Annotated in this window: 12 protein-coding genes; 7 read left to right on the forward strand and 5 right to left on the reverse strand. The window is 68.7% G+C overall.

Annotated elements, in window-relative coordinates; genetic code table 11:
* Positions 1-7 precede the first annotated feature (7 nt).
* Positions 8-571 carry a GTP-binding protein gene (locus HDA45_RS34300; protein ID WP_020637517.1) on the forward strand — a complete coding sequence of 188 codons (564 nt, stop codon included), beginning with the start codon at positions 8-10 and terminating at the stop codon, positions 569-571.
* Between the two features lie 37 nt (positions 572-608).
* Here the strand turns inward: HDA45_RS34300 and HDA45_RS34305 are convergent, their stop codons facing one another.
* The 4 genes from HDA45_RS34305 to HDA45_RS34320 form a co-directional block, all read right to left on the reverse strand.
* Positions 609-1,166, reverse strand: coding sequence for a dihydrofolate reductase family protein (locus HDA45_RS34305; protein WP_184902428.1), 558 nt, complete (start codon positions 1,164-1,166; stop codon positions 609-611).
* A 564-nt stretch (positions 1,167-1,730) separates the two neighbouring features.
* Complete coding sequence (locus HDA45_RS34310; protein ID WP_184902430.1) at positions 1,731-2,384, reverse strand: DUF899 domain-containing protein; 654 nt, start codon at positions 2,382-2,384, stop codon at positions 1,731-1,733.
* Positions 2,381-2,824: an SRPBCC family protein gene (locus HDA45_RS34315; protein WP_184902433.1), complete on the reverse strand. Its 444-nt coding sequence runs from the start codon at positions 2,822-2,824 to the stop codon at positions 2,381-2,383. The genes HDA45_RS34310 and HDA45_RS34315 overlap by 4 nt, the downstream gene beginning before the upstream one ends.
* Entirely contained in the window at positions 2,817-3,155 is a 339-nt protein-coding gene (locus HDA45_RS34320) for an ArsR/SmtB family transcription factor (RefSeq protein WP_184902435.1), read from the reverse strand. The genes HDA45_RS34315 and HDA45_RS34320 overlap by 8 nt, the downstream gene beginning before the upstream one ends.
* A gap of 135 nt (positions 3,156-3,290) precedes the next feature.
* On the opposite strand from HDA45_RS34320, the gene icmF reads away from it, so the two are divergent.
* Genes icmF through HDA45_RS34335 form a run of 3 tightly spaced genes read left to right on the forward strand, consistent with a single transcriptional unit; the run spans position 3,291 to position 8,401 of the window.
* Positions 3,291-6,527 carry a fused isobutyryl-CoA mutase/GTPase IcmF gene (gene icmF, locus HDA45_RS34325; RefSeq protein WP_184902439.1) on the forward strand — a complete coding sequence of 1,079 codons (3,237 nt, stop codon included), beginning with the start codon at positions 3,291-3,293 and terminating at the stop codon, positions 6,525-6,527.
* A gap of 42 nt (positions 6,528-6,569) precedes the next feature.
* On the forward strand, positions 6,570-7,415 hold the full coding sequence (locus HDA45_RS34330; RefSeq protein ID WP_184902442.1) for an LLM class F420-dependent oxidoreductase: 846 nt from the start codon (positions 6,570-6,572) through the stop codon (positions 7,413-7,415).
* Positions 7,412-8,401: a TIGR03557 family F420-dependent LLM class oxidoreductase gene (locus HDA45_RS34335; RefSeq protein WP_184902444.1), complete on the forward strand. Its 990-nt coding sequence runs from the start codon at positions 7,412-7,414 to the stop codon at positions 8,399-8,401. The genes HDA45_RS34330 and HDA45_RS34335 overlap by 4 nt, the downstream gene beginning before the upstream one ends.
* 236 nt (positions 8,402-8,637) lie before the next feature.
* On the opposite strand, the gene kstR is transcribed toward HDA45_RS34335, so the two are convergent.
* A complete protein-coding gene (gene kstR, locus HDA45_RS34340) occupies positions 8,638-9,285 on the reverse strand; it encodes a cholesterol catabolism transcriptional regulator KstR (protein WP_184906334.1) in 648 nt (215 codons plus the stop codon).
* 158 nt (positions 9,286-9,443) lie between these two features.
* On the opposite strand from kstR, the gene HDA45_RS34345 reads away from it, so the two are divergent.
* The 3 genes from HDA45_RS34345 (at position 9,444) to HDA45_RS34355 (ending at position 15,581) form a co-directional block, all read left to right on the forward strand.
* Positions 9,444-11,519, forward strand: coding sequence for an acyl-CoA dehydrogenase family protein (locus tag HDA45_RS34345; RefSeq protein ID WP_184902447.1), 2,076 nt, complete (start codon positions 9,444-9,446; stop codon positions 11,517-11,519).
* A 115-nt stretch (positions 11,520-11,634) separates the two neighbouring features.
* The gene (locus tag HDA45_RS34350; RefSeq protein ID WP_184902449.1) at positions 11,635-14,400 is read left to right on the forward strand and encodes an SNF2-related protein; all 2,766 of its coding nucleotides are present in this window, start codon (positions 11,635-11,637) and stop codon (positions 14,398-14,400) included.
* On the forward strand, positions 14,400-15,581 hold the full coding sequence (locus HDA45_RS34355; RefSeq protein WP_184902451.1) for an SWIM zinc finger family protein: 1,182 nt from the start codon (positions 14,400-14,402) through the stop codon (positions 15,579-15,581). The genes HDA45_RS34350 and HDA45_RS34355 overlap by 1 nt, the downstream gene beginning before the upstream one ends.

Raw genomic sequence — 15,581 nt, forward strand, 5'->3', positions numbered from 1 at the left:
CCCGACCATGACATCCGCGAAGATCGTCGTGGCGGGTGGCTTCGGTGCGGGTAAGACGACCTTCGTCGGTTCGGTGTCGGAGATCGTCCCGCTCACCACCGAGGCGATGATGACGGACGCCAGTCGGGGGATCGACAACCTCGACCAGACGCCCAACAAATCGACCACCACGGTCGCGATGGACTTCGGCAGGGTGTCCCTCGACGCGGACCTGATCCTCTACCTGTTCGGCACGCCCGGACAGCAGCGGTTCTGGTTCATGTGGGACGACCTCGTCCGCGGCGCGATCGGCGCCGTGGTGCTGGCCGACACACGACGGCTGGCCGATTCGTTCGCGCCGATCGACTTCTTCGAGGACCGGGGCCTGCCCTACATCGTCGGGGTCAACACCTTCGACGGCATCCTCGAGCACGACATCAACGACGTGCGTGAAGCGCTGTCGATCGACCCCAACATCCCGATCGTCCGGTGTGACGCGCGGGAGCGGGAGTCGACGAAACAGACGCTGATCACGCTCGTCGAGTACGCGATGCGGCAGTGGATCGCCTTGCGGGCGAGCAACTCGAGGTGATCCCGACGGCGGCAGCGTAGGGGCTGCCGCCCTGGTTTCACCCCGCTCGGTAGGTCAGCAGGACCGCACGCCCGTCGAACGTGCGTGTGCCGAGCAACCGCAGGTCCGTCCGGACGCCGCCCGGGAACACCTGCTTGCCGCCGCCGAGCACCACCGGGTGCACGACGACGTGGAACTCGTCGACGAGACCGCGGTCGGCGAACGCGGTGGCCAGTTCGGTCCCGCCCGTGAGCAGCAGGTCCTTGCCGGGCCTGCGCTTGAGCTCGGTCATGCGATCGATGATGTCGCCACCGAGGACTTCGGTGTTCCAGTCCGCTTTCTCCAGCGTCCGCGAGAAGACGACCTTCGGCGTCCTCCGCCAGATCGGCGCGAAATCCAGGACGTGCGGGTGGTCCGACTGCTTCTCGGCCTCCGGCCAGAACGACGACATCATCTCCCAGACGCGCCGCCCGTAGACGAAGGTGTCGGCGCGGCCGGCCAGTTCTTGGGAGTGGCCGGACAGTTCGGGCCCCATCGAGGGCCAGTCGAACTCGCCGTCCGGGCCCTCGATGTGGCCGTCGAGCGAGGTGTGGACGAAGTAGACGAGCTCGCGCATGGTGTTCCTTCCGGTGTGGCGCCCGCCTTCTGGGCGCCGGACACCAAGAGGTCGGAGCGGACGCGGGGTTCTCGACATGTCCGTGAAGGCCTCCTTCCCTACCTTGAGCGTAGGGAAGGAGGCCTTCATTTGTTTACCTACGTCTGACCTGCGCGTAGCTGGCGGCTCGATCTGTTCGGGGTTCGACGGTGGAGGATTTGGGACGTTCAACGTCCCATATCCTCCACCGTCGCGCGAGTCACCCTGGTTGATCGAGGCTGTGTCGGTCACGACCTCGTGGCCGACGACCGAGCGAGGAACATTCCGGACGTTCAACGTCCTGAAACCTCCACACCCGGACCCACACACACCAGCAGGTCAGCAAACACAAGCCCGTTAAGGAGGCCTTCACTACCTTCGTCTGACTTGCGTGAGGACGGTGGTTGCGCGGGTCCGTCCGGTCGTGGACCGGTGGCAGGCAACTCGAGTGGGGAGGATTTGGGACGTTGAACGTCCCCAATCTTCCCCGCTCGACCGCGCCGGCATCCAGCACCGCGGCCGCGCGTGAAGGTCCCCTTCCCCGTACTAGACGCGATATTCGTCGTGCCGCTTCCACCAGTGCCCCGGGCCGTCCGTCCCGCGCCCGGACTCCTCCCAGGCCTCCTGCCGGCCGAACGGCGTCAGGTCCAGGTACCGCAGCGTCCCGATCAGCTGGTCGCCGCCGCGGTCGGTGGTGAAGTACGTCCGGTACACCTCGTCACCGTCGCGCAGGAAGACGCTGATGCCGAACCCGCCGTCGATGCCGCAGTCCGGGTTGAAGCCGTCACCGGTCGAGACCCACGGGACGGTCCAGCCCATCCGCTCCTTGTACCGCTCGATCTCGGGCAACGCCGCCGGAGCGACGACGTACAGCGTCGTGTCGCGGGCGTGCAGGTGGGCGAGGTGGCCGATGTTGTCCACGACGATGGAGCAGCCGGGGCAGCCCGCCTTCTGACCAGGGGCGAGCATGAAGTGGTAGACGATCAGCTGACGCCGTCCCTCGAACAGGTCCAGCAGCGTCACCCGGCCCTGCGGTCCTTCGAACTCGTAGCCGCTGTCGAAGCGGACCATCGGGAGCCGACGGCGTTGGGCGGCGACAGCGTCGGCGGCTTTGGTGAGTTCCTTTTCCTTGATCATCAAGGCGTCCCGCGCGGCCTGCCATTCTTCGCGCGACACGATTTCGGGCAGTGTCTCGGTCATCGGTTCGTCTCCTGCCGGGTCAGGTGTGCGGTGAGGTTTTCGAAGGTTTCGGACCAACCGGGGCGGTGCTCGTCGCGGGATTCCGTGGTGCGGAATTCGCCCTGGTGGAACGTCATTTCGGTCTTGTCGCCGAGGTCGGTGAAGTCGACCGTCACCAAGGTCGTTTCCTCCGGTGACGACAGCCAGAAGAAGGTGAACACCAGGCGCTCCGGTGGCGAGATCTCGCGGTAGGTCCCACCTGAGGTGTGTTCGATGCCTTCGTCGTTGCCGATGGTCGCTTGCCAGGCGCCGCCCTCGGTGAGGTCCATCTTCACGTCGTAGGCGGTGAAACCCCTGGGGCCCATCCAGTTCGCGAACTGCTCGGGAACCGTCCACGCCTGGAACACCAGTTCCCGCGGTGCGTCGAAGACGCGGGTGATGGTCAGTTCCTTCTCAGCCATTCGGCTTGCCCTTCTGGAGTTCGGTCAGGTGCTCGTCGAGACGGTCGAAACCGTCGTCCCAGAACCGGCGGTATCGCTCGACCCAGTCCGAGATGTCGCCGAGTGGCCCCGCTTCGAGGCGGCAGGGCCGCCATTGAGCCGTCTTGCCGCGGCTGATCAGGCCAGCGCGCTCAAGGACCTTCAGGTGCTTCGAGATGGCCTGAAGGCTCACGGTGAAGGGCTCCGCCAGCTCGTTCACAGTGGCTTCGCCGCCGCTCAGGCGCGCCAGGATGGCGCGACGGGTGGGGTCCGCCAGTGCGGCGAACGTGGTGCTGAGCTGATCGGTGGTCATCGGCGCTCAATCAGTTAGTTGATTAACCTAATGGTTGAATATAGTGGTGCGAGTTGATCTGTCAAGGACGAGTGAGAGCGCCGTCACGCGAGTGGATGGGTTTAAAATAGTCGGAAGTCCAAGTATTTTGGGGTGATGAGCACCGACCTGCACCGGCCCGTGAACCCCGTTCGCTTCGTGACGGCGTCGAGTCTCTTCGACGGGCACGACGCGTCCATCAACATCATGCGGCGCATCCTGCAGTCGCAGGGCGCGGAGGTCGTGCACCTCGGGCACAACCGGTCGGTCGACGAGGTCGCCACCGCGGCCATCGCCGAGGACGTCCAGGGCGTGGCCATCAGCGCCTACCAGGGCGGGCACGTCGAGTACTTCAGCTATCTGGTCGAGCTGCTCAACGAACGCGGCGCCGGGCACATCAAGGTGTTCGGCGGCGGGGGCGGTGTCATCGTCCGCGAAGAGATCGATCTGCTGCACTCGCGGGGTGTCGCCCGGATCTTCTCGCCCGAGGACGGCTACGAGATGGGCCTCCCGGGCATGATCAACCTGATGATCAAGGCCTGCGACACCGATCTGTCCGCGGAGTCGCCCGGCTCGCTGGACAAACTGCTCTCGGGTGACATCCCGGCGCTGTCCCGCGTCATCACCCAGCTCCAGCGTGAAGCCCTGCCGCGGGAGTGGCTCGACAAGATCGCCGAAGCCGCCAAGGCGCGGACGACGCCGGTCCTCGGCATCACCGGAACGGGTGGTTCCGGCAAGTCGTCGCTCACCGACGAGCTGATCCGCCGGTTCCGGCTGGACCAGGAGGACAAGCTCCGCATCGCCGTCCTCGCCGTCGACCCGTCGCGCCGCAAGGGCGGGGGAGCGCTGCTCGGCGACCGGATCCGGATGAACTGCCTCGACGGCAGCCCCGTCTACTTCCGCTCGCTGGCCACGCGGACCACCAGCGGCGAGATCCCCACCGGGCTTTCGGAGTCGATCCTCGCCTGCAAGGCCGCCGGGTTCGATCTGGTGATCGTCGAGACGCCGGGTATCGGCCAGGGCGACGCCGGCATCGTCGACTACGTGGACGAGTCGCTGTACGTCATGACGCCGGAGTTCGGTGCCGCTTCGCAGCTGGAAAAGATCGACATGCTCGACTTCGCCGACGCCGTGGCGATCAACAAGTTCGAGCGCCGCGGCGCCGAGGACGCCCGCCGTGACGTCGCTCGCCAGCTCGTCCGCAACCGTGAGGCGTTCAGCTTCTCGCCCGAGGACATGCCGGTTTACGGCACCAGCGCGGCGAAGTTCAACGACGACGGCGTCACCGCGCTCTACCAGCACCTGCGCGACACGCTCGCCGAGCGCGGCCTGACCGTTTCGGCGGGCGTGCTCCCGAAGGTCGAGGGCAAGGTGTCCACCGACGCCAGCACGATCATCCCGGCCAACCGGACGCGCTACCTCGCGGAGATCTCCGACACCGTCCGCGGGTATCACACCAAGACCGAGCAGCAGGTCGCCGCGCTGCGCAAGCGCGAACACTTCGCCGTCGCCAAAGAAGCGCTCGCCGCCGTCGACGCGAGCACCGACGCGCTCGACGGCCTGCTCGCCGCCGCCGAGTCCGATGTGGACGGTGAGTCGACGAATCTGCTGGCACGTTTCGCCGAACTCGCCGAGTCCTACCGGGCCGACGAGCTGGTCGTGAAGATCCGCGACAAGGAACTGCACACCCAGCTCTGGCGCGACACGCTGTCCGGCAACCGGATCCCGCGCGTGGCGCTGCCGCGCTACACCGAGTCCGGCGAGCTGCTCTCCTTCCTGCGCCGCGAACACCTGCCCGGCTACTTCCCTTACACCGCGGGCGTTTTCCCGTTCAAGCGCGAGGGTGAGGATCCGGCGCGGATGTTCGCCGGCGAAGGCGACCCCTTCCGCACGAACAAGCGGTTCAAGCTCCTGTCGGCCGATTCCGAGGCGAAGCGTCTTTCGACCGCGTTCGACTCTGTGACGCTCTACGGGCACGACCCGCACACCCGTCCCGACATCTACGGCAAGGTCGGCACCTCCGGCGTCTCCATCGCGACGCTCGAGGACATGGAGGTGCTCTACGACGGCTTCGATCTGACGTCGCCGAGCACGTCGGTGTCGATGACGATCAACGGTCCCGCGCCGACGATCCTCGCGTTCTTCCTCAACACCGCGATCGACCAGCGCGTCGAGGCGTTCAAGGCCGAGCACGGCCGCGAACCGTCCGAAACCGAGGCCGCCGAACTGCGCGAGTGGGCGCTGCGCAACGTCCGCGGCACCGTGCAGGCGGACATCCTCAAGGAGGATCAGGGGCAGAACACCTGCATCTTCTCCACCGAGTTCAGCCTGCGCATGATGGCCGACATCCAGGAATGGTTCATCGACCACGGCGTCCGGAACTTCTACTCGGTGTCGATCTCCGGCTATCACATCGCCGAGGCCGGGGCGAACCCGATCTCGCAGCTGGCGTTCACCCTGTCGAACGGCTTCACCTACGTCGAGAGCTACCTCGCGCGCGGGATGAGCATCGACGACTTCGCGCCGAACCTGTCGTTCTTCTTCTCCAACGGGATGGACGCCGAGTACTCGGTGCTGGGCCGGGTCGCGCGCCGGATCTGGGCCGTTGCGATGCGGGAGCGCTACGGCGCCAACGAGCGCTCGCAGAAGCTCAAGTACCACGTGCAGACCTCCGGCCGGTCGCTGCACGCGCAGGAGATGAGCTTCAACGACATCCGCACCACGCTGCAGGCGTTGTGCGCGCTCTACGACAACGCGAACTCCCTGCACACCAACGCTTTCGACGAGGCGATCACAACGCCGTCGGAGAGCTCGGTGCGCCGCGCGATGGCCATCCAGATGATCATCAACAAGGAGTGGGGCCTGTCGAAGAACGAGAACCCGTTGCAGGGTTCGTTCATCATCGACGAGCTGACCGACCTGGTCGAAGAGGCCGTCCTGCTGGAGTTCGACCGGATCTCCGAACGCGGCGGCGTGCTGGGCGCGATGGAGACCGGCTACCAGCGCGGCAAGATCCAGGACGAGTCGATCCTCTACGAACGCCAGAAGCACGACGGCACGCTGCCGATCATCGGCGTCAACACCTTCCGCAACCCGCACGGCGGCGAGAACGACGTCGAGGTCGAGCTGGCGCGGGCGACCGAGGACGAGAAGGTGTCGCAGCTGAACCGGCTCGAGGACTTCCAGCACCGGCACCACGCCGAGGCACAGGTCGCGCTCAAGACGCTGCGCGAGGCGGCGACCCGCGGCGGCAACCTGTTCGGTGTCCTGATGGACGCCGCGCGGGTCTGCTCGCTCGGGCAGATCACCGAGGCGTTCTTCGAGGTGGGCGGGCAGTACCGGCGCAACGTCTAGCGGGCGGGAATATCGCGGGGCGTGTTCGGGTAGTTGCAGAACATGGAGATCGGAATCGCCACCTTCATCACCGATGAAGGCATCAGGCCGGACGTCCTCGCCGCCGCCGCGGAAGAACGCGGGTTCAGCTCGCTCCACATCGCGGAGCATTCGCACATCCCGGTCAGCCGGGAGTCGCCGTATCCGGGCGGCGGGGATCTGCCGCGCGTGTACTACCGGACCCTGGACCCGTTCGTCGCGCTGACTGCGGCGGCCGGGGCCACGTCGAACCTCCGGCTGGGCACGGGCGTCGCGCTGCTGCAGCAGCGCGACGTCATCCACACGGCGAAAGAGGTCGCCTCACTGGACCTGGTCTCGCGAGGCCGGTTCGACTTCGGTGTCGGCGTCGGGTGGAACCGGGAGGAAATGCGCAATCACGGCACGGATCCGCGCACCCGGGGCGCGCTCGTCGACGAGCAGCTCGCCGCGTTGAAGGAGATCTGGACCAAGGACGAGGCCGAGTTCCACGGCAAGCACGTCGACTTCGACCCGATCTTCGCTTGGCCCAAGCCGGTGCAGAAGCCGCATCCGCCGATCTACATCGGCGGCGCGGGGGAGAAGGCGATGGAACGGATCGCCAAGTACGGCGACGGCTGGCTGCCCCACGCCCACACCCCGCCGGAGGACCTCCTCAAGGCGCGCCAGTGGCTGACCGACCAGGGCCGGACGGGGCTCAAGTTCTCGGCCTTCGGTGCCACTCCCGAGGTGGACGCGCTGCGCCGGCTGGAGAGCGGCAGCGTCGACGAGGCCACGATCTTCCTGCCGACCGAGCCCGAAGCGGCGACACTGGAGCGACTCGACCAGTACGCGAAGGTCGCCGAGAGCTTTCGAAAGGGGCAGCAGGCGTGACTGAGGTTCAAATCGGCTTGGCCGCCGCGCTGGAGCAGTTCTCTCCGCGCGAGTCGATCCGGCTGGCCGCGCTGGCCGAACAACACGGATTCTCCGGTCAGATGGCCGCCGACCACTTCCAGCCGTGGGTCCCTCAACAGGGTGAAGCTTCCTTCGTGTGGAGCGTGCTCGCCTCGCTGGCGGAGAACACCACCGGCGACCTGGGGCCGGGCGTGACCTGCCCGTCGTTCCGGCTGCACCCGTCGATGGTCGCGCAGGCCGCGGCGACGCTGGAGGCGACCTACCCGGGCCGGACCTGGCTCGGCATCGGCTCCGGCGAGGCGCTCAACGAGCACATCATCGGCGGCTACTGGCCCGAAGCGCCCGAGCGCGTGCGCCGGATGTTCGAGGCGCTCGAGGTCATCCGGAAGCTGTTCACCGGCAAGGACGTCAAGCACAGCGGTGAGTTCTTCAAACTGCACACCACCCGGCTGTGGACACTGCCGGACGAGCCGCCGCCGATCTACATCGCGTCCGCGGGCCCGTACACGTCGCGCAAGACCGGCGAACTCGCGGACGGGCTGATCACGCCGGGCGCGTCGATCGAGAAGCTGGCGGGGATCCTCGACAACTTCGGGACCGGCGCGCGCAAGGCGGGCAAGGACCCGGACGCGATGCCGAAGCTGCTGCAGGTGCACCTGTCGTGGGCCGAGGACGACGAGACGGCGTGGGCCAACGCGATGGACCAGTGGCCCAACGGCGGCATGAAGTTCCCGAAGGCCGACATCCGCTCGCCGTTCGACTTCGCGCAGATGGCGAAACTGGTGCGGCGTGAGGACTTCGAGGGGCGCATGGTCGTCTCGTCCGATCCGGACGTGCACCGCGCGGCGCTGCAGAAGTACGTCGATGCGGGCTTCAACCGGATCTACGTGCACAACGTGGGCCGGAACCAGGACGAGTTCATCGAGACCTTCGGGCGGGACGTGCTGCCGAAGCTCACCGCTTGACCGGACCCCGACTCACCCCCACCCGATGTCGCGAAAGCCACTTTCGGGACATCAGATGTCCCGAAAGTGGCTTTCGCGACCTCCAGAGCCGACACGCAAGCGAGCGGCCCGACACGGTTGTCTCGCCCCTCGCGAGACCTACTGCGGTTCGGCATTCCGGTCGCCTGAAGTACAGGAAGGCCCCCTTCACCGCGCTAGACGCAATGAAGGGGGCCTTCCTGTACTGGGGAAGGAGTTCAGGCGTTCTTGTCCAGCAGCAGGTGCACCGAGAGCTCCAGCCGGTTCGCGACGTCGGCCGCCGAAGCGCGGCGGGTCACCCAGGCGACCAGGTTCGCCATCCAGACGTCGGCGATGACGTGGAAGATGTCGCGATCGGCCTCGGTCGGATCCTCGATGCCCATGGCCTTGGCGAACATGTTCTCCATCAGCCGCCCGACCTGCTCGACCTCGGCGGCCGCGGTGGTGTCGGCGAACATGAACGCGCGGACCATGGCCTCGGTCAGATGCGGGTCTCGCTGCATCAGCCGGGTGTTGCGGCCCAGGACGAACATGAGCCGCTCGCTCGGGGTGTCGCCGGGGATGGCCGCGCGTTCGAGTTTCTCCTGCGCGCGTTCGAATTCCCTGGCCAGCCCGGAGACGAGCAGGTGGATCTTCGAGGGGAAGTAGCGGTACAGCGTGCCGAGCGCGACGTCCGCCTTCTCGGCGACCGCCCGCATCTGGACGGCGTCGTACCCGCCCTTCGCGGCGAGTGTCAGGGTCGCGTCGATGATGCGGCGCCGCCGGTCGCGTTGTGCCGCGGAGCCGAGTTCCTCGCCGCCAAGGGCGGAGAGACCGTTGCCGCTTCGCGCCTTCGCGCTCGTGGGTGCCTTGGCCTTCCCTGGCATCGCCACGTCCCCCTTCATCGAACCGATCTTCGGAACTTGTTCCACTTTCTCCGCGTAGCGTACCCAAGCGGACGAACTGTTCAAGACGTGACCCACTGGGCAAGAAACTGTAACACGTTCTACACTCGCGGGTAGGTCACCGCGAGGAGGTCCCACCCGTGTCGATCGCGCTCACCGAGGAACAGGCGGCGCTGGCCGCGTCGATCCGGGCGTGGGCGGCTTCCGCCCGCCCCGTCGACGCCGTCCGAAGTGGCCGGACCGTCGAGCCGCCACCAGGACTGGCGGAACTCGGCCTGTTCGGCGTCGCGATTCCCGAAGACGTCGGCGGCGCCGGCGGCACGCTCGCCGATCTGGCCGCCGGGCTCGCCGAAGCCGCCGAAGCGCTCGTCCCCGGCCCGGTCCTCGGGACCGCGTTGGGCGGCGCGCTGCTCGCGACGGATCCCCGCGCCGCCAAGGAGATCCTGCCCGGTCTCGCGGATGGCACCGAACGGCTGGCGGTGGTGCTCGGCCCGGGTTTCCGCATCGCGGACTCGGTCGTCGATGGTGAGTCAGGACCGGCTCTCGACGTTCACCCGTCGGCGTGGTTGCTGGTCTCCGACGGTGACGCCTGCGCGCTCATCCCGCCGGGGGCGTCCGGAGTGGACATCGAGCAGTGCGACCCGTTCGACGTCTCCCGGCCGGTCGGGCGTGTCCGCTGTACGAGTGTGGTGGCCGAAGCGGTTTTCGCGTCGCTTCCCGTGGATGCCTACGCCGCCACACTCGGTGCCGCCGAAGCCGCGGGGATCGCGCGATGGTGTCTTCGGACCGCCGTCGACTACGCGAAGGTGCGCGAGCAGTTCGGCCGGCCCATCGGCTCGTTCCAGGCGATCAAGCACCTTTGCGCGGAAATGCTCTGCCGCGCCGAAGCCGCCGACGCTCTCGCGTGGGACGCGGCGAGGGCGGCCGACGACCCGGCGCAACATCCCCTCGCGGCCGCGACGGCGGCGGCCCACGCCCTCGACGCGGCCGTGGCCAACGCGAAGGACTGCATCCAGATCCTCGGCGGCATCGGCTTCACCTGGGAGCATGACGCGCACTTCTATCTGCGTCGCGCAGTGGCCCTGCGTCAGTGGCTCGGCGGTTCCGCCCGCTGGCGCCGTCGCGCCGCCGAGCTCGCGCTGCGCGGTGACCGCCGGACGTTGAGCGTCGAGGTCGGCGAAGACGCCGAACTCCGTGAGCTGGTCGGCGAAATCGCCGCCCTGCCCGAGCCCGAACGACGTGTCGCGCTGGCCGATTCGGGTCTGCTGGCCCCGCACTGGCCCGCGCCTTATGGCCGGGGTGCGTCCGCCGCCGAACAGCTGCGGATCGACGCCGCGCTCGCCGACGGTGACGTCCGCCGTCCCGACATGGTCATCGGATCCTGGGCGATCCCGACGCTGCTCGAACACGGTTCTCCCGGGCAACGGGACCGGTTCGCCGCGCCCACGCTGCGCGGCGAGATCATCTGGTGCCAGCTGTTCAGCGAGCCCGAAGCCGGCTCAGACCTCGCGTCGCTGCGCACGACGGCCCGGCGTGTCGACGGCGGCTGGCTCCTGAACGGCCAGAAGGTGTGGACGTCGCTCGCGCGCGAAGCCGATTGGGCGATCTGCCTGGCGCGCACCGATCCCGCCGCGCCGAAACACAAGGGCATCACGTACTTCCTCGTCGACATGACCTCCGGCGGGATCAGTACCCGTCCGCTGCGCGAGATCACCGGCGACGCCGTCTTCAACGAGGTGTTCCTCGACGACGTCTTCGTTCCGGACGACCTGGTGGTCGGCGAGGTCGACGGCGGCTGGCGGCTCGCGCGGACCACGCTGGCGAACGAACGGGTCGCCCTCGGGAGCGGGTCCGCGGTCGGCGAAGGTGTCGAGAACCTGCTCGCCACGCTCGGGGACGGCGCCGATCAGGAGAAACTCGGAGCGCTGATCGCCGACGGCAGCGCGTGTTCGGTGCTGGACCTGCGGGCGACGCTGCGGCGGCTCGACGGCCAGGACCCGGGCGCCGAGTCGAGTGTCCGCAAACTGCTGGGTGTCCGGCACCGGCAGGCGGTGGCGGAGTTCGCCTTGGAGGCGCTCGGTGAAGGCGCGCTCGTCGCCGGTGATCCCGCGCAGCACGAGTTCCTGCTGACCCGGTGCCTCAGCATCGCGGGCGGTACCACGCAGGTGCTGCTGTCCTTGACGGCCGAGCGGCTGCTGGGGCTTCCACGGTCCTGAAAGTCCCTGTCACGGCCTTGAGAGGGGCCGTGACAGGTCACTTCACGGCTCGCCGGGCGCTGAACGGACCGTTCACCCCACCGCCGCCCGCCGGCTGTCGGTCCCGTGCTCTAGCGTGCGGGTCGTGGAGTTCGGCACAGGAACCCAAGCCACCTTCGTCCCCTCGGATCCCCCGCGGGACGGAGTGGTGGCGCTCTGGGGAGACGGCGTAGCGGGTGACACCGCGATCGAACTCGTGCTTCCGGTGGGAAAGGTCTTCCGGCGCACGAAGGTCGACGCGGCGCTCGTCCCGTTGTCACGGGCGATTCCGCGGCTGTTGACCGCCGAGGGCGAGTTGAGTCCGGCCATCGCCGCGTGGTCGGCCGTCGCCGAGGCCGGGGTCAACCTCATCGCCCGCGGGAGGCTGCTCCCCGCGGCCTCACCCGGCGGGGTGGATTCGTGGCGGGTCGGCCCGCTCGACGTCGCCGACGAGGAGATGCTGCGCGGGCTCGCCGCCGCGCTGCCGCCCGAGGCGCACGCGCTGCCGTTGTCCGGGCTGAAACGGATCCGGCTGCATTCGCCGGAATCGTTGATCCGCGCTTTCTGGGACGCGACGGCGGACGTGCTGGTGCGCACGCCCGCCGCGAGCGTCGCGGCGGGCGGTCCGGCGTTCGCCTCGGCCGAGCCGACACTGGTCGGGCCGGACGGTGCCGCGTGGCTCGCGGAACTGAGCGCCCGCCAGGCCCAGGGCGCGCATCTCATCCTGCGCATGGAGGTGCACGAGCCCGAGAATTCCGAAGAAGAGCCCACTTTCGCCGCCGTCCTCGCGGTGCGGAGCACCGCCGATCCGAGCCTGATCGTCGAGGCGGCGACGTTGTGGGACGCGCCCGAAGCGGTACTGGAACGGATGGGCGAGCAGGTCGAGACGCAGTTGCTGCTCGGGCTGCGGCGAGGCGCCAGGGCGTGGTCGCCACTCGGCCGCATGCTGCGGTCGGCCGCGCCGACCGAACTGGAACTGGAGTACGACGAGGTCGTCGACCTGCTGACCCACGGCGACGCGGCGCTCGGCGGCGCCGGCATCGAGGTGCAGTGGCCGAAGGACCTGTTCTCGGGCGAGCTCAAGGCCAAGGCGAGCGCGACACAGGCCCCGGGCAGCGTCACCGGCCCCGAGTTCACGCTCAAGAGCCTGTTGCAGTTCCGCTGGAGGCTGAGCCTCGGGGACGAGGAACTCACCGACGCCGAGGTCACCGCGCTCGCGGAGGCGAAACGGCCGTTGGTGCGGCTGCGGGGCAAATGGGTCAAGGTCGACGCGCGCTTGATCGCCAAGGTGCGTGCTCACCGCGCGAAAAAGCTGTCCGGGGCCGAGGCGCTGGCCGCGGCGCTCACCGGCGAACTGGAACTGGACGGCGAAAAGGTCGAGTTCACCGTCCCGTCGGCGCTGACGGGGCTGCTCCAGCGAATCCGTGACAGCGCCGCGGAGCCGATCGAGCAGCCCGCCGAACTGCGGGCCACCCTCCGGCCGTATCAGAAGGCCGGTCTCGGCTGGCTCGCGACGATGACCGGCCTCGGCCTCGGCGCCTGCCTCGCCGACGACATGGGGCTGGGCAAGACGATCCAGCTCATCTCCCTGCATCTGCACCGCCGCCCGCGTGGGGAGGGCCCCACGCTCGTCCTGTGCCCGACGTCGTTGCTGGGCAACTGGGAACGCGAATTCGCCCGGTTCGCGCCGGACATCCCGGTGCGCCGGTTCCACGGCGGCGGGCGGCATCTCGACGAGGTCGCGCCGGACGAGGTCGTGCTCGCCACGTACGGCGTCCTCCGCCGGGATCGCGAGACACTGTCCGAAGTGGACTGGGGGATGATCGCCGCCGACGAGGCGCAACACGTCAAGAACCCGCTTTCGGTCACCGCCAAGGAACTGCGCAAGATCCCGGCCGCCGCGAAGGTCGCGCTGACCGGGACACCGATGGAAAACCGGCTCACCGAGCTGTGGTCCATCATCGACTGGACGACACCGGGCCTGCTCGGCTCGCTCGACGGGTTCCGCCGCAAGGTCGCCCGCCCGATCGAACGCGACCGGGACACCGCCGTGACAGAGCGCCTTGCCACGACCGTGCGCCCGTTTTTGTTGCGCCGCAAGAAGACCGATCCGGACATCGCCCCCGAACTCCCGCGCAAGACCGAGACCGACCGGTTCGTCCCGCTCACCGCCGAGCAGACGACGCTGTACGAGGCCGTCGTCCGGGAGAACCTCGCGATGATCCGCGAGCTGGACGGGGTGGCCCGGCGCGGGCAGGTGCTCAAACTGCTCACCGAACTCAAGCAGATCTGCAACCATCCGGCGCAGTACCTCAAGGAACCCGGCGTGCTGCACGGGCGGTCCGGCAAGCTCGCCGCCTTCGAGGAGCTGCTCGACGTCATCCTCGACGAGGGCGACAGCGTGCTCGTGTTCAGCCAGTACGTCCAGCTCTGCCGCCTGCTGGAGAAGCGCCTGGCCGAACGCGGGCTGCCGACGATGCTGCTGTCCGGGTCGAGCACGCCCAAGGTCCGCGAGGACATGGTCGCCCGGTTCCAGGCGGGTGAAGTGCCGGTGTTCCTGTTGTCGCTCAAGGCGGGCGGCGTGGGGCTCAACCTGACCAAGGCCACCCACGTCATCCATTACGACCGCTGGTGGAACCCGGCCGTCGAAGACCAGGCCACCGACCGCGCGTACCGGATCGGGCAGGACAGGCCGGTCCAGGTGCACCGGCTGATCGCCGAAGGCACCCTGGAAGAGCGCATCGCCACGGTGCTGGAGACCAAACGCGGGCTGGCCGACGCGGTCATCGGCGCAGGCGAGAACTGGATCACCGAACTGTCCGACGACGAACTCGCCGATCTCGTCCGGCTCGGGGAGACCTGATGCCCGGCGCGACCGGACGGAAACGGCGCACCTTCGGCAACACCTGGTGGGGCGAGGCGTGGGTCGAAGCCTTGGAGGAGCGCGCCAAGCTCGATCCGAACAGGTTGCCGCGCGGGCGGACGTACGCGCGCAAGGGGACGGTCAGCAAGCTGGCGGTCGGCACGGGCGAGGTGACGGCCTGGGTACAGGGCAGCCGTGCGGTGCCGTACCGGGTGACCATCCACATGGCGGCGTTCACCGAGGCGCAGTGGGAGAGCCTGCTCGGCATGGTCGGTTCACGGCTCGGGCACGTCGCCGCCCTGCTCGACGGCGAGCTGCCTGGCGAGCTGGCCGAGGACGCGCGGGCCGCCGGCGCGGATCTGCTCCCCGGCCCCGGCGATCTGCGCCCGAAATGCTCCTGCCCCGACAGCGCGAACCCGTGCAAACACGTCGCCGCGGTCTACTACCTGGTCGCGGACGAGGTCGACGCCGATCCGTTCGTCCTGTTCCTGTTGCGCGGCAGGCCCAGGGAGGCGGTACTCGCGGAACTGCGGTCCCGCCGGGCCCCGGCGAGCGAGCCTGGCAAACGGGTGCGAGCCCCCGCCGCACCCGGGGTGGACCCGAAACGCGCTTACACCCGGCGGATCGCCGCGCTGCCACCGCGGCCGGCCGTTCCCGGCACGGTCGGGCCGCCCGCGGTCCTCGACGTCGATCCGCCGCATCGCACGGGCTGGAGCAGTGACACGTTCGCGGAACTGGCGGCCGACGCCGCCGCGAGGGCCTGGGAACTGCTGGTCATGGGGCCCGAGCGCGAAGTGGAGCTGTCATTCGAGGAAGACCTCGCGCGCCGGGCGGCGGCGAGCGATCCAAGCGTGGTCGTCGAGCTCGCCGAAGCCGCACAGGTCCCGGTGCGGGATCTGGCCCTCTGGGCGCAGGCCTGGCGCGAGGCGGGCCGGGGCGGGATGGCGGTGGTCCGGGAGGTCTGGCGGCCAGGGCAGGCGCCGCTCGCGCAGGCCAAGGCGGACTTCGCCGAATCGGGACTGCCGGGGGAGCCGAAGGCGTGGCGGAACCGGATCACCCAGGGCGACCTGCAACTGCGCTACGGCCGTGACGAACGCTGGTACCGCTTCGTACGAGACGGCGAGGGCTGGTGTGTGGACGGCCCGTCGTCCGCGCGGCCGACGGACGTCATCTACCCGTGA

It is taken from the genome of Amycolatopsis umgeniensis (genome assembly GCF_014205155.1).
In the GTDB taxonomy this organism is placed as follows: domain Bacteria; phylum Actinomycetota; class Actinomycetes; order Mycobacteriales; family Pseudonocardiaceae; genus Amycolatopsis; species Amycolatopsis umgeniensis.

Coding starts and splice junctions, on each gene's coding strand:
- HDA45_RS34300 (WP_020637517.1), top strand. CDS start 8: ATGACATCCGCGAAGATCGTCGTGGCGGGTGGCTTCGGTGCGGGTAAG.
- HDA45_RS34305 (WP_184902428.1), bottom strand. CDS start 1,166: ATGCGCGAGCTCGTCTACTTCGTCCACACCTCGCTCGACGGCCACATC.
- HDA45_RS34310 (WP_184902430.1), bottom strand. CDS start 2,384: ATGACCGAGACACTGCCCGAAATCGTGTCGCGCGAAGAATGGCAGGCC.
- HDA45_RS34315 (WP_184902433.1), bottom strand. CDS start 2,824: ATGGCTGAGAAGGAACTGACCATCACCCGCGTCTTCGACGCACCGCGG.
- HDA45_RS34320 (WP_184902435.1), bottom strand. CDS start 3,155: ATGACCACCGATCAGCTCAGCACCACGTTCGCCGCACTGGCGGACCCC.
- icmF (WP_184902439.1), top strand. CDS start 3,291: ATGAGCACCGACCTGCACCGGCCCGTGAACCCCGTTCGCTTCGTGACG.
- HDA45_RS34330 (WP_184902442.1), top strand. CDS start 6,570: ATGGAGATCGGAATCGCCACCTTCATCACCGATGAAGGCATCAGGCCG.
- kstR (WP_184906334.1), bottom strand. CDS start 9,285: ATGCCAGGGAAGGCCAAGGCACCCACGAGCGCGAAGGCGCGAAGCGGC.
- HDA45_RS34355 (WP_184902451.1), top strand. CDS start 14,400: ATGCCCGGCGCGACCGGACGGAAACGGCGCACCTTCGGCAACACCTGG.